Origin of the sequence: Piscibacillus salipiscarius JCM 13188 (assembly GCF_001311865.1) — a bacterium.
GTDB classification, from domain to species: Bacteria; Bacillota; Bacilli; order Bacillales; family Alkalibacillaceae; genus Piscibacillus; species Piscibacillus salipiscarius.
Genome location: NZ_BBCD01000006.1, coordinates 93,993 through 107,830 on the forward strand (window position 1 = coordinate 93,993; position 13,838 = coordinate 107,830).

16 protein-coding genes and 1 pseudogene are annotated in these 13,838 nt (G+C 36.9%); 7 read left to right on the forward strand and 10 right to left on the reverse strand.

Features of this window, described 5'->3' with window-relative positions:
• Nucleotides 1-93 precede the first annotated feature (93 nt).
• The 4 genes from JCM13188_RS06085 to JCM13188_RS06100 all read right to left on the reverse strand — a co-directional run bounded on the left by JCM13188_RS06085 (nucleotide 94) and on the right by JCM13188_RS06100 (nucleotide 3,416).
• On the reverse strand, nucleotides 94-675 hold the full coding sequence (locus JCM13188_RS06085) for a hypothetical protein (protein WP_054752835.1): 582 nt from the start codon (nucleotides 673-675) through the stop codon (nucleotides 94-96).
• 13 nt (nucleotides 676-688) lie between these two features.
• The gene (locus tag JCM13188_RS06090; protein ID WP_054752888.1) at nucleotides 689-1,864 is read right to left on the reverse strand and encodes a ParM/StbA family protein; all 1,176 of its coding nucleotides are present in this window, start codon (nucleotides 1,862-1,864) and stop codon (nucleotides 689-691) included.
• Nucleotides 1,865-2,135: 271 nt separating this feature from the next.
• On the reverse strand, nucleotides 2,136-2,423 hold the full coding sequence (locus tag JCM13188_RS06095; RefSeq protein ID WP_054752836.1) for a hypothetical protein: 288 nt from the start codon (nucleotides 2,421-2,423) through the stop codon (nucleotides 2,136-2,138).
• 57 nt (nucleotides 2,424-2,480) lie between these two features.
• Nucleotides 2,481-3,416 (reverse strand): manganese-dependent inorganic pyrophosphatase, encoded by a 936-nt coding sequence (locus JCM13188_RS06100; protein WP_054752838.1) that lies wholly within the window; start codon nucleotides 3,414-3,416, stop codon nucleotides 2,481-2,483.
• 174 nt (nucleotides 3,417-3,590) lie between these two features.
• Here JCM13188_RS06100 and JCM13188_RS18250 point away from each other — a divergent pair, with 174 nt between their 5' ends.
• The 4 genes from JCM13188_RS18250 (at nucleotide 3,591) to JCM13188_RS06115 (ending at nucleotide 5,820) form a co-directional block, all read left to right on the forward strand.
• Nucleotides 3,591-3,767, forward strand: coding sequence for a hypothetical protein (locus tag JCM13188_RS18250; protein WP_279401475.1), 177 nt, complete (start codon nucleotides 3,591-3,593; stop codon nucleotides 3,765-3,767).
• 123 nt (nucleotides 3,768-3,890) lie between these two features.
• Nucleotides 3,891-4,874 (forward strand): Na/Pi symporter, encoded by a 984-nt coding sequence (locus JCM13188_RS06105; RefSeq protein WP_279401476.1) that lies wholly within the window; start codon nucleotides 3,891-3,893, stop codon nucleotides 4,872-4,874.
• Nucleotides 4,875-4,936: 62 nt separating this feature from the next.
• Nucleotides 4,937-5,281 carry a Na/Pi symporter gene (locus tag JCM13188_RS06110; RefSeq protein ID WP_279401489.1) on the forward strand — a complete coding sequence of 115 codons (345 nt, stop codon included), beginning with the start codon at nucleotides 4,937-4,939 and terminating at the stop codon, nucleotides 5,279-5,281.
• Nucleotides 5,278-5,820: a Na/Pi symporter gene (locus JCM13188_RS06115; protein WP_279401490.1), complete on the forward strand. Its 543-nt coding sequence runs from the start codon at nucleotides 5,278-5,280 to the stop codon at nucleotides 5,818-5,820. The genes JCM13188_RS06110 and JCM13188_RS06115 overlap by 4 nt, the downstream gene beginning before the upstream one ends.
• A gap of 213 nt (nucleotides 5,821-6,033) precedes the next feature.
• Here the strand turns inward: JCM13188_RS06115 and JCM13188_RS18255 are convergent, their stop codons facing one another.
• The 6 genes from JCM13188_RS18255 to JCM13188_RS06130 all read right to left on the reverse strand — a co-directional run bounded on the left by JCM13188_RS18255 (nucleotide 6,034) and on the right by JCM13188_RS06130 (nucleotide 10,138).
• Nucleotides 6,034-6,210, reverse strand: coding sequence for a hypothetical protein (locus tag JCM13188_RS18255; protein ID WP_279401477.1), 177 nt, complete (start codon nucleotides 6,208-6,210; stop codon nucleotides 6,034-6,036).
• A 156-nt stretch (nucleotides 6,211-6,366) separates the two neighbouring features.
• Complete coding sequence (locus JCM13188_RS20525) at nucleotides 6,367-6,534, reverse strand: hypothetical protein (protein ID WP_500796493.1); 168 nt, start codon at nucleotides 6,532-6,534, stop codon at nucleotides 6,367-6,369.
• Nucleotides 6,513-7,424: an ABC1 kinase family protein gene (locus tag JCM13188_RS20530; RefSeq protein WP_369404854.1), complete on the reverse strand. Its 912-nt coding sequence runs from the start codon at nucleotides 7,422-7,424 to the stop codon at nucleotides 6,513-6,515. Before JCM13188_RS20530 ends, JCM13188_RS20525 begins: the two co-directional genes overlap by 22 nt.
• Nucleotides 7,425-7,465: 41 nt before the next feature.
• A complete protein-coding gene (locus JCM13188_RS20535; protein WP_369404855.1) occupies nucleotides 7,466-8,041 on the reverse strand; it encodes an ABC1 kinase family protein in 576 nt (191 codons plus the stop codon).
• Nucleotides 8,042-8,056: 15 nt separating this feature from the next.
• Nucleotides 8,057-8,359 carry a phasin family protein gene (locus tag JCM13188_RS06125; RefSeq protein ID WP_054752841.1) on the reverse strand — a complete coding sequence of 101 codons (303 nt, stop codon included), beginning with the start codon at nucleotides 8,357-8,359 and terminating at the stop codon, nucleotides 8,057-8,059.
• A gap of 255 nt (nucleotides 8,360-8,614) precedes the next feature.
• Nucleotides 8,615-10,138, reverse strand: coding sequence for a malate:quinone oxidoreductase (locus tag JCM13188_RS06130; RefSeq protein ID WP_054752846.1), 1,524 nt, complete (start codon nucleotides 10,136-10,138; stop codon nucleotides 8,615-8,617).
• A gap of 310 nt (nucleotides 10,139-10,448) precedes the next feature.
• On the opposite strand from JCM13188_RS06130, the gene ahpC reads away from it, so the two are divergent.
• The 3 genes and pseudogenes from ahpC to JCM13188_RS06145 all read left to right on the forward strand — a co-directional run bounded on the left by ahpC (nucleotide 10,449) and on the right by JCM13188_RS06145 (nucleotide 13,672).
• Entirely contained in the window at nucleotides 10,449-11,012 is a 564-nt protein-coding gene (ahpC, locus tag JCM13188_RS06135) for an alkyl hydroperoxide reductase subunit C (protein ID WP_054752848.1), read from the forward strand.
• A gap of 22 nt (nucleotides 11,013-11,034) precedes the next feature.
• Nucleotides 11,035-12,564, forward strand: a pseudogene (gene ahpF / locus JCM13188_RS06140) (alkyl hydroperoxide reductase subunit F).
• 217 nt (nucleotides 12,565-12,781) lie between these two features.
• Complete coding sequence (locus tag JCM13188_RS06145; protein ID WP_054752849.1) at nucleotides 12,782-13,672, forward strand: fructose bisphosphate aldolase; 891 nt, start codon at nucleotides 12,782-12,784, stop codon at nucleotides 13,670-13,672.
• Nucleotides 13,673-13,838: the final 166 nt, after the last annotated feature.

Below are 13,838 nucleotides of genomic sequence, written 5' to 3' on the forward strand. Positions count from 1 at the left end.
TCGACTGATTTTTGAGACATTTTATCAAATTGATAGGACAATTCGGCTTAAATATGAGACATTCAAAAAAGAGTACCTCAATCATGAGATACTCTAATCATTCATCTTACTTAAGAAGTCACCAAGGAGCTCATCCAATCCTTGATCCTCTTCTGCTTCTTCTTTATTCTCTTCTGTTGCTTCATGTTGCTTTTTTAATAATGCTTCCCAGTTAAACTCTTCCATATCATCATCTGTTGACTCTGGCACTGCTTCTAACGGTTTTGATTCAGATTCCTTAGGTTCTGGTTCTTCTGCCTTCTCCTGTAAATATAGCGCTTCATCTATATCTGTCGAACGACTATTTAATGAAGCTAATAAAGCAGTCGCTCTAACAGGATCATTTAATAGATGATACACAATACTTCCAAGTAAGGCCTCTGAATGTTCGTGCTTAATCCAGTCTCTCTGAGCTTTTGTAAGCTTATTAGGAAGCGGAATAGTAATCGTCTCTCGTTCCCTACTATGATTTTCATTTACTCCTTCTAGTACATATTCTGCTATTTTACTAGAAAAGTTACGTCTCTCCGTCTCCTTTAAATATTGTAGCTCTTTTAAAATGTGATCGGGAGTATCTGATGGAACCCTGAACGAGATGGCTTGTCCACGTTTAATTTCTGTTTGAGGTTTTCTCATACCGTCACCTCACTTACTTCTTAGAGGCCTTTTTCTTTTCTTCTTCTTTCTCTTTAGGTTTCTCATTCTTTTTCAAGTAATCTGCAATTAACTTATAATATGCATTTGCCATCATCCAAATACTTTCATGCTCGTCTTCGAAGAACTCGATATTATAACCATCTAAATTATTGTTTAATGTTTTGATGTATTCTTTTAACACATTTGAACCACCGCCAACAAAGTAACAAATCTCAGTTTGAGAGTTCTTCTGCCATGTGTTGCGTAAGAGACGATATTGCTTTTTGGCTAATTCTAATAAAGTTCGGTCCGTGATGTCATGAACACTCGTCCGGCTACCTTTAACCATAATGTGATTCCGATCATTATTGCGAGTAATGATTTCAACAACATCACGTCTACTATCAAGCTCAACACCATGTTTAGTAAAAATGTCTTCACGAATATTCTCAAGTGATTCAGAGACACCTAAGTTGTAACCTTGAGCTTTGTCATCATCGACTGTGCGATTTTTAATGACTGCTATATCTGTTGATAGACCACCGATGTCCTGGATTAGAATATGTTTATCTATTAAGTCTTTATTGATCACTTTCAAGTCTTTATCCATGACTAGATTAATAAACGCTGCAAAACCTTCAGGGTAAACTTTAACCTCATCAAATTTAATATTAACTTTTAGACCTTGATATTTAGGGGTCACTAAAAATTCAACTTGGTGAACGGAACCCATTAATTTAGAGCGATACCCTGCATCATTTCCTTCCTTAACTTCTCTTAATGGAAGTCCAGTTCCTAATGTGTAATTCGCATCAACAACGTTTTGTTGCTTTTGAAAATCATTTGCTTGAACAGCGTCAAGAGCAATAGATGCAAATAACATAATTAAAGTTTGATCTTCTTGAGACTTACTACTTCCTGGGTCCAATTCTGTTGAATTTGTGCTTTTAGTGGCCAAGTGTCCAACACGATAGATGGCATTGTTTTCTTTCAATGCTGGTGAATGAACTTTAATGTGAAGTCCTTCTAATGGATCTTTCTCATCTAAATCCTCTATACCGATTACAGGGCGGTCTTCAATTTCTCTTGCGATGATATTTGGGATATTGAAGTTATTCTCCAATTGTCCGAAGATTGCCTTTAACGAATCGTTCCCAACATCAACTGCTGCAATTCTTGATTGAGTCATTGTCATCATCCTTTTTCATAGTATGTAAACCTCTTACTTACAAAGGATATTGGAGATATAAGATGACGACAATGAGCTTTAACAAAACGAAATAAAAACGTAACTTCAGTGAAATAGCGCTTTTTCTGTAAACACTTTTGTGCTCACTGTTTACAATATTGTAAACAACCAACAAAACAATATGTACACTCTTTTGTTTACAAGTAAACAATATTGTTTTCAAAAGTAAACGTACTGCAAACTTGTAAACATTGTAATAATTTTTCATCATTTAATGAAGCATTGGACCTTGACTTTTCATTCGTCTAACTTCTTGAATGTCATATAATAAATTCACTTTGATCGCTTTCATGTCTTGAGCTACTTTTAAATCATAAGCCACTTCACCCAAATATAAACTTTTTCTTTCTATAATGCCTTCCAACTCTATAAGTTCGTCATGTTTGATCATTTTAATCAAAACTCTCTCTCCGATTAAGGAATCGAACAGATGATGCTGCAGCTCTGGATTCAATTCACTAAAAGGAATAGATTCGTCCTTAAAATGCTCTAAACTCATAAAATCACCCCTTACCTTGAAGTTTTAACAAGGTAAGGGGTTTTTAAAAGGTAAATATTATTGTAGAGCTTCAAAAGCTTTAGTTAATTGCGGAACCATTTGTTTTTTTCGAGAAACGACACCTTCTAACAATACAAGATTCTGTTCAAATGTAACATTAAAGGCATATTCTATAGCTTTATAATCTTCTCCAAAAGCCAATATGATAGAATTACTATTTAGAATATCAGTAATCATTAGAATGGATAGATTTAAACTTTGTTTTTCAGTGTTCTTTTTTAATACTTGCTTTATTTCCTCTTGGTTTCGAAGTATTTCCGCTGGATTAACTACGTTTATTTGTGAGACTTTAACTCGTTTACCACTTAAATTAAAATCTTTAGAATCTAACTCTACTAACTCCTCCATAGATTTATCACTATAGTTTGTTCCTGCTTCTAACATAGATAACCCGTAGTCTTCTAGTTCTACTTTAGCTATTTTAGCTAGTTCCTTGCCAATCTCTATATCTTGATTCGTAGTAGTTGGGGATTTAAAAAGTAATGTATCCGATATTATGGCCGATAACATAAGCCCAGCAACATTCTTTTCTACTGTCACGTTATTTTCTAAGAACAACTTATAAATAATGGTTGCCGTACAACCAACGGGTTCAGCGCGGTAATAAATCGGTTCACTTGTCTCAAAGTTAGCAATTCGGTGATGATCAATGACTTCTATGACTTTTACTTTATCTATATCGATAGCACTTTGCTGCTTCTCATTATGATCTACTAGTATGACTCTTTCTGTTTCCTCTGAAACTCCACTTATCATTCTGGGTGCTTTGGTTTGAAAATATTTTAGTGCATACTTACTTTCCTCATTTAGTTCTCCTAATCTTACGGGTTCTGCTTGTTCGCCCAATTTATCTTTTAAAGTTGCATAAGCAATGGATGAACAAATTGAATCGGTATCTGGATTTTTATGTCCCAACACTAATACGTTACTCATTTAGACACTCCCTTAAAACTCTTTGAGTTCTATTGATATTCGTGATTCTTTCTTTTGTTTCTATCTCCTCGCTATTCTACTAGTTCTCTACACAATTTAGTATAAATCACTCTATTTACCCACGCATTATTCATTACCAAACCATATATAAAACGTAAAGGGAGGTGAATCTTTATGGAAATCTTACTTTTCTCTCTATTGGGCGGTTTGTTCATTTGTGTAATGTTTAGCCTAAGAATGTTAATAGAACACGAAACGGATCAAATCTTAAACACTGTCATGGATGATTATGAACCAAAACCGAACCTATCTCTATTCCAGCAACAGTACCTCAAAAGTCACCATCTCTAATCTTACAACACTCTAATAAAAATTATAAAGATTAATAGAGCTAATTAATAGATTGAACCAAGTCATTAACTTCTTTCTTCACCAGGATGTTTACCACTAACACTTTAAAAGGGGGTGAAAATAGTGTTTCAAATATTTCTATTCATCCTCACTTTAGGAGTTTTTTTGACAGGGATGTATCTAGTCAGAAACGGTCTATTCAAACTATCAGCCGATAGATTAAAAAACTGGTTAAAAACTCTAACAGATGCTCCCTGGAAAGGGCTTTTGTTGGGGACCGTTGTGACCGCAATTCTACAAAGTAGTTCAGCTGTATCCATTATCGTCATTGGGTTAGTAGCCGGTGGTATGCTTACCTTTTCTCAATCCATTGGCATAATTTTAGGAGCTAATATTGGGACAACTGTAACAACTGAGATTATTACTTTAGAAATAAATTCTTTAATCATACCAATGGCCATTATCGGGGGCGTGCTTCTTTTATTTAAAAAGGATAATTTTCGTTTTACCGGTATGGTTTTAGTTGGTTTATCTGCTGTGTTTGGAGCTATGTGGGGCTTTAAAACACTTGCGGCACCTTTAAAAGAGATGGAATACGTTCATCAGTTATTCCTGAGTTTAGATAACAATCTTTTCTATGCAGTCATCTTTGGTGCCATTGTTACAGCCGTTATTCAATCGAGTACTGCTACAACAGGTATTATGATGGGGTTTATTGCAGCAGGATCCTTAAACCTAGACACAGCCGTAGCTGTAGTATTGGGAGCTAATATTGGGACTTGTGTCGACGCATGGCTAGCTTCCATTGGTAGTGGTAGAGAAGCTAGATTAACAGCTTGGTCTCACATTTGGCTTAATGTACTGGGAGTCCTTTTGTTCTTCCCATTTATAGGATTACTCTCAGACCTAGGAGCCCATTTAGCAGAACGACCAGATGTACAGCTTGCTCATATCAGCGTCATTTTTAATGTATTAAGCTCTTTAATTGCACTTCCATTTGTCAACAAATTCTCTCAACTAATACTGAAGATCCATGACCGAAAAAAATTTGCAAGCATAAATGATCAGTTTAAAAAACATCTCCAATCAAAAGGGGGTGTTTTTTAAACTCAAAATGATTAACGGGAAGGAGGATTGATTATTGTGATTTATGTTATTTCGTTTTATTACTGCTAGGAGCAGCTATATTCGGAACACATTTAATAGGTTCGAGCTTGCTTGATAGTGCCACAGAGTCTATAAAAAATATAATAACAAGACTATTAGATCAACCTTGGAAAGGGTTACTGCTTGGCTTAATAGCCACACTCATTATTCAAAACAGTACTATCATCGTTATTTTAACCGTAGGATTAGTTGCAGCTAGATTATTCACCTTCACGCAGTCGATCGGAGTTATATTAGGTATCAATATCGGTTCGTCCATAACAATAGATTTAATTACCATTAATCCTGGTTATTTCACGATACCGATCATATTGCTTGGAGCGATTTTATGTCTTAGAAAAATATAAATGTAGTAAAGACTGGATACTCTTTAATGGGTTTCACTTTAGTTATTGGTTCCTTATGCATTATGGATGTCCTGGCAACGGATATGAAGGAAAGTATATTTTATTATGACCTATTTAATAAAATCGACCACTCAAGTTTTATTGCTGTATTAACTGGAATTATTCATACCACATTAGGACAGTCTAACTCTACTATTAACGAAATTGCAACATTGTTCGCTACAGAAAATTTTTATACAGGCATTCCATTAATTATTGGTGCTAACATTGGGACAGGTGTCATGGCTATGATCGCTTCATTAGTTACTATGAAAGAAGCACGCTTAACAGCTTATGCTTACTTGTGGCTGAATATATTGGGAGCCATTTTTATTTACCCCTTTTTGGATTATCTAGTTGAATTAAAAAATATTCTCACTCCTGCTCAAGTAAATATTATGTATAATATCACACTGTCTCTAATTACCCTTCCTTTTGTGAAATATTATAGTAGTTTCATAGATAGAATCTATCACTGGAGACAAAAATCACCTATGTAAATTATAAGAAGGCCGTCGACTACGACAGCCTTCTTATAAAGCTTTTACTTAACGTTGGGTATGAGAAAGCAACCTTTGATTTCATGAAATGTTATTCCTAAACTTGTACATAATCAAACTTTATCTGGGTCATATAACCAATGATCCCCCTAGTCTAGGGGGATCACGTCATACGACCCTTTTTAATCTTCAATGAACTCGATCATATCAATTTTATCGCATACTGCTACGAATCTGCTTTTTATGATTAGTAAAAGTAGCTAAGCCTGTACTAATGTCATAACTCTCAAATACTTCAACCCCTGATACATCTTCACCATTCATCATTAATTCTTTTACTCGTGTGCCAGGCTGTGCTTCTGACAACACCATACAAATCGGATTTCTCACCTTAAACCCTCCTTCTAATTGCAGAGTTAGTGTATTATATTAAATATTTACAAACTATGTATGTGTGTTTATTAATAAAGCTATTAAAATATGTCTTTGTCTTGTAAATTTAGTAGAATTATTTTTTCATAAGAAAAGAGAGGCAATAAACCTCTCTTAAAACCTCCCTGAACGAAAGATCGAATAAATTAACCATGTAACCATTAATACAGCAATCACAAATCCAATTTCTACAGCTGGAATATCCCAAAGCAATGATGATTGACTTCCAATCGCTGAACCTATAATTAACCCAACCATGATTAAACTAAAAGATAAAAGCACAATACTAAACGATAATCTATTACTAACTGTATCGAGTTTTGAGAAAAATGTTCAGCTTTTGGAATCGATATTTCAATAGGTATTTTTTTATTTTTAGCAATATGACTCAGCTCTCTAATGACTTCCGGCATATCCTCAATCACATCGCCATATTCATCAATCTGATCATATAAACTTTTAGCAAGCCGTTTCGGGTTATACTTTTCACGAATAAGGTCTCTTCCAAACGGTTCAGCAGCTTCGATAATATCAAATTCAGGATCTAATTGTTCTATTAATCCTTCTAACGTTAAGATGGTTTTTCCAACCAGTGATAAATCTGATGGAATCATGATTTGATGCTTATTTGCGATTGAAAACAAATCTGTTATTGACTGCCCCAAGCTCAGTTCGCTTAATGGAACTCCGTAATATTTAATCATAAACCGGTCGATATCACCACTAAGTTCATGAATATCTACATCCTCTGGAGCCACCCCCATTTTAAAAATCGCTTTGATCATATCGTCTGAGTCCTGCTTAACCATTGCCATGACTAGAGAAGCCAAATGCATTCTCATTTTAGATGACAATCTTCCCATTAGACCGAAATCCATCCAGGCGATTCGTTTTTCAGACTCTGCAAAAATATTACCAATATGAGGGTCAGCATGAAAATAACCATCTTTAAAGACTTGGTAAAATAACGTGTGAACGACACGATCAGCTAACCATTTTAAATCAAATCCTTTTTCCTTTAATTCATCAAGCTGATCGAGTTTGATTCCTTCGATAAATTCCATGGTTAACACTTGCTTGGTTGTATAGTCCCAATAAATTGAAGGTATTTTAACCGTTTCGTCTTCCTCAAATTGCTGCGCCATTAGATCAGCATTTCGCCCCTCTGTCATGTAGTCAAGTTCATCTATGATCGCCTTAGTAAATTCCTCTACTACTTCAACGACTTGGTACTGTTTTGCCCATTCAAACGTCTCTCCGCACGTTCAGCTAACTCATGTAGAATCTCTAAATCCGTATGTATTTGCTTATCCACACGCGGACGTTGAACTTTAACAGCTACATGTTCACCTGATTTTAACTTTGCCTCGTGGACCTGACCAATCGATGCGACTCCTAAAGGGATAGAGTCAAACTCTTCAAAGGTTCCATCAACATTCCCACCAAGTTCTTTTTCTATAATTTGTACCACGTCTTCAAATGAGATTGGTGAGATCTCATCTTGTAAGTATGTTAACTCATTTATAATATCTTTAGGAATAATGTCAGGACGCGTACTCGCCATCTGACCAATTTTGATAAACGTTGGGCCTAGTTCTTCTAAGAAGGCCCGAATACGCTTGCCAAGTGACTTCGTATGCTCCTGATCTCGCCTGACATATAACCGGCGAGGTAATGAGAATACCTGATCTAACCCGAGCTCTTTCACTATAAATCCTAATCCGTTACGTGAAAAAGCTGCAGCAATTTCTCGATACCGGTTCATATGCCTCATTTGTTTCCTTAACAAGAACATCCCTCCTCTCTACTCTTCTTTATTAACTTGCTCCTCAAGCTTTTCTATTCGATCTTCAAGTGCTTGAGCGGTTTCTTTTGTTGGAACCTCTAATTCATCCAAATAAGTTTTTAGCTGTCTTTTAATTTTTTCGTCGAACTGCTTTTGACTTTCTTCACCTTTCATTCTCAAATCTTTTAAAAGATTATTTGACTCCTCTTTTGATAGCTGCCCTTTTTCAACTAACTCATCTAACACTCGTTCCGCTTGATCCTTACTTGCAGAGGCTAACCCTAATCCGACAGATAAACCTTTTTTAAATAAATCTCTCATGAGAACTCCTCCTCGTACGACTTATTCTTGTTAGAAGTTTACCCTTAACGAACAAATTAGAAACAGGTCGGGATTGCCCCGTGGTGAAGTTTCTAGTATTTGAAAAAACTTTCTAGTAAATTTTTGATTTTGTCTAGTATTTTCACGGTTTTGTCTAGTAAAATCTCGAATTTGTCTAGTATTTACTCAAGAGTAATGGCGAGCAAAATAAAAAAAGCTTTTGCGCCGCATCTGCGCAAAAGCTTTATATTACCGTTAACCTATAACTGTTTGTTCATCTTCTTGTTCTTTTGATTCACCATTATCGAGATTTAGTGCTCTGGCTGTCGTTGCATGCACTTCCTCAAGTAATTGTGGATGATCCATTAAGACCTTGCCATATGAAGGAATCATTTCTTTTAATTTTGGCTCCCACTCTTCAATATGATTTGGGAAGCAATTTTCTAATATCTCAAGCATGACATTTACAGCTGTTGAGGCCCCTGGTGATGCACCAAGTAATGCAGCAATGGAACCGTCAGCCGAGTTGACCACTTCTGTACCGAACTGAAGTGTACCCTTACCACCTGCGTCCGTCTCTTTAATGACCTGAACGCGCTGACCAGCGACAACGATCTCCCAGTCTTCCGTTTTTGCATTAGGGATAAATTCACGAAGTGCTTCCATCCGTTTTTCCTTAGATTGCATGACCTGTTGAATGAGATATTTCGTTAATTTCATTTCTTTAACGCCTGCTCCAAGCATATTAACCACATTACTTGGTCTAACTGACGTGAAGAGATCTAAGTTTGAACCTTCTTTTAGGAACTTAGGCGAGAACCCAGCAAAAGGCCCGAATAATAAAGTTCGCTTTCCATCTATAAATCTTGTATCCAAATGCGGCACAGACATAGGTGGTGCGCCAACTGGTGCTTTCCCATAAACTTTAGCATGATGCTGCTTAACCACTTCAGGGTTGTTACAAACCATAAATAATCCACTAACAGGGAAACCGCCAACACCTTTACCTTCAGGAATACCAGATTTCTGAAGTAGATGTAGGCTTCCGCCACCAGCGCCAATAAATACAAATTTGGCATTAACCAGTTCGACTGATCCACTATCAACGTCTTTAACCTTAACATCCCAAGTACCATTACTTAATCGGTTTAAATCCTCTACTTGATGACGATAATTAAGCTCAACATTTTGACTTTCCAAATGGTCAAATAGCTTACGAGTTAACTCGCCGAAATTAACATCTGTACCTGAGTCAATTTTCGTTGCAGCGATTGGCTCATCCGACTTACGATTTTTCATAATTAGAGGAATCCAATCCTTAAGCTGTTCAGGGTCATCTGAGAATTCCATACCTTTAAAAAGGGGATTGCTTGTCATAGCCTCATAACGTTTCTTTAAAAAGTTAACATTATCTTCTCCTCTGACCATACTCATGTGAGGTAAAGCTTTGATGAATTCTCCTGGATCTTCAATGAGACCTTTGTTAACCAAGTAAGACCAAAACTGTTTAGAAACTTGGAACTGTTGATTAATTTTGACTGCTTTAGTTAAATCGATCGTTCCATCAGACTTCTCATTTGTGTAATTTAATTCACAAAGTGCTGCATGGCCTGTCCCTGCATTATTCCATTCGTTCGAGCTTTCTTCGCCCGTTTTACCTAACCGCTCATAAACTTTAATATCCCAATTAGGTGCGAGCTCCTTTAGAAGAGACCCTAAAGTCGCACTCATAATACCTGCACCTATTAAAATAACATCTGTTTGTTTTTGTCCGCTCATACTAACCTTCCTATATCTTAGATTTGTATGTCCTACAAATATATTTGGATAAAAGTGTCCAGCTACTATTATATAATAGAATTTGTTGATTTTAAAGTGTCGGTATTTTTTTGTTATTACCGTCTTTTTTTGTAATACGAAATGCATTTCCTTGATATTTTATTGAACAATTTTGTTATTTGTTGACAAAGTTCGACAAACCTATAATAATAACTAATGTTTGATTGTAATTATTACAGATAGGTACGTAAATTTCCCCGTAAATGTGGGTAGGCTATCTATTAGAAAAATATCAAGGAGGAATTAAGTAATGTCTTTAATCGGAAAAGAAGTAGAACCATTTAAAGCACAAGCTTACAAAAACGGAGATTTCATCGAAGTTACAGAGGAGGATTTCAAAGGTCATTGGACAGTTGTTTGCTTCTATCCTGCAGACTTCACATTCGTTTGCCCAACTGAGCTTGAAGATCTTCAAGAACAATATCCTAAACTTCAAGAACTTGGAGTAGAAGTATTCTCTGTTTCAAGAGACTCACATTTCACACATAAAGCATGGCACGATACATCTGAAAAAATCGGAAAAATTACTTACGGTATGATTGGGGACCCAGCTCACATCTTATCACGTAACTTTGACGTATATGTAGAAGATTTAGGCCAAGCAGACCGCGGCACATTCATCATCGACCCAGACGGTGTTATTCAAGCAGTAGAAATTAACGCTGAAGGTATTGGCCGTGATGCAAGCACATTAATTAACAAAATCAAAGCAGCACAATACGTGCGCAAAAACCCTGGTGAGGTTTGCCCAGCTAAATGGGAAGAAGGGGAAGAAACTCTTAAACCTAACTTAGACTTAGTAGGAAAACTTTAAGCTTTAAGGAGAGGGATTACACATGGCACTTGATGCAGAAATTAAGTCCCAATTAGATCAGTACTTGCAGCTACTAGAGGATGACCTTGTGCTCAAAGTAAGTACTGAATCTGACCAAAAATCAGAGGAAACTCAAGCACTAGTTGATGAACTAGCTGCCATGTCATCTAAAATATCTGTTGAAAAAACTCAATTAGAGCGTACACCTAGCTTTAGTGTGAATCGTGCAGGGCAAGACTCTGGCATCGCATTCGCTGGTGTACCTTTAGGGCATGAGCTCACATCACTTGTATTAGCACTCTTACAAGTAAGTGGTCGTCCGCCTAAAGTTGATGACAGCATTGCTGAACAAATCAAAGAACTCGATGGTGAGTATCACTTCGAAACGTACGTCAGCCTCTCATGTCATAACTGTCCTGATGTTGTACAAGCTCTCAATATCATGAGTGTGTTAAACCCTAACATTTCTCACACGATGGTTGATGGTGCTGTGTACAAATCAGAAGTTGAAGAAAAAGACATTATGGCCGTACCAGCTGTTTACCTTAACGGCGAGCCATTCAGTAATGGACGCATTACGATTGAAGAAATTTTAGCTAAATTAGGTAAAAGCCTAGATGCTGATGAGCTATCAAATAAAGATCCTTATGACGTTCTAGTTGTCGGTGGTGGTCCTGCAGGTGCGAGTGCTGCTATTTACTCATCACGCAAAGGAATCCGTACGGGTATGGTCTCCGAACGTCTTGGCGGACAAGTTTTAGATACATTAAGTATTGAAAACTTTATCAGCGTTAAAGGCACGGAGGGACCAAAGCTAGCTGCAGCACTTGAAGAACATGTAAAAGACTATGACATAGACATCATGAACCTGCAACGCGCTAAAGGCTTAGAAAAGAAAGATCTTTTCGAGTTAGAGCTTGAAAATGGTGCTAAACTTAAGAGTAAAAACGCTCATCGTTTCAACTGGTGCACGCTGGCGTGAGATCGGCGTTCCTGGTGAAGCTGAGTTTAAAAATAAAGGTGTTGCTTACTGTCCTCACTGTGATGGCCCGCTTTTCGAAGGAAAAGATGTAGCCGTCATCGGTGGAGGTAACTCAGGTGTTGAAGCTGCGATTGACCTTGCAGGGATTGTCAATCATGTCACACTACTTGAATACAATTCTGAACTTAAGGCCGACGAAGTGCTTCAAAAACGCCTTTACAGCTTGCCTAACGTAACTGTCTTAACAAATGCCAAAACTTCAGAAATCACTGGTGATGACAACGTCAACGGATTAAAATATGTCGATTTAGAATCAGGTGACGAAAAGCATGTCGAACTAGCTGGTGTTTTCGTTCAAATCGGTCTTATTCCGAACACTGACTGGTTAGGAGATCTAATCGACCGGAACAAATTGGTGAGATTATAACTGATAAACGGGCTGCGACGAACATTCCAGGTGTTTTCGCAGCAGGTGATTGTACCGACAGTGCCTATAATCAAATCATTGTTTCAATGGGTGAAGGTGCAACGTCTGCTTTATCAGCCTTTGATCATCTCATCAGAAATTAATTTCCATCACTACCTTGCAGATGCGGGGTAGTGATTTTTGCGAAAGCGTTAGATAAAAGGTAGATATTTTCTAGAATAGGGTAGATAAACTCAAAATAGGGGTCGATAAACCCATGCCCCTCCCAATCTTTTTAAAAATCGTAAAACCCTGTATTAGATAAGTTGAACATGTTAGGATAATATATAGATTAAGTATTGAATATTAGGAGTGAAGACCATGAACGAAAATCACTTTAACCAAATGAAAACAAAAGGCGGATTTATTGCGGCTCTTGACCAGAGTGGTGGCAGTACACCAAAAGCTCTTGCGGCATATGGCGTAACAGAAGATCAATATACAAACGAAGATGAAATGTTCGACCTTGTGCATCAAATGAGAACGCGCATTATTACATCACCAGCGTTTAGCTCAGACAAAATTATCGGTGCAATTCTTTTCGAACAAACAATGGACCGTGAAATTGAAGGGAAGTATACAGGCGATTATCTTGCAGAAAAAGGTGTTGTACCTTTCTTGAAAGTAGATAAAGGTCTTGCTGATCAAGAAAATGGCGTTCAAATGATGAAGCCCATTCATGATTTAGACGAAACGCTTCGCCGAGCTAATGAACGTAAAATGTTCGGTACAAAAATGCGTTCTGTCATTCATGAAGCGAATCAAGAAGGTATTAAAGCAGTTGTTGACCAACAATTTGAAATCGGTAAACGCATTATTGAAGCTGGCCTTGTGCCAATTATCGAGCCTGAAGTCAACATTAACAGCCAAGATAAAGAACAAGCTGAAGAAATGTTAAAAGAAGAACTTCTTAAGCATCTAAATGAGTTGTCAGATGATCAGAACGTGATGTTAAAGCTTACTATTCCAACAAAAGCTAATCTTTATAAAGAATTAATTGACCATCCTAATGTGGTTCGTGTGGTAGCTCTATCTGGTGGTTATTCACGCGAAGAAGCTAATGAAAAGCTTAAAGATAATGATGGTTTAATTGCGAGCTTCTCTCGTGCATTAGCGAGTGACTTACACGTCAATCAATCTGATGAAGAGTTCAACGAAAAGTTACAAAAAGCTGTTAATTCAATTCATGATGCTTCAGTAAATAAAAATTAAAATTTAAATAATTTAAAACCCGTACAATGGTAGTGTATTACACTAATCCTTGTACGGGTTTCTTTTATAAGCGTTGTCAAAATACTTCGCTTACGAAAGGCACAGCTTCAACTTTCACATTCGGTTTAGGTGATTTTTAGTTCGTGCTGTTCTGCGACGAACTGGA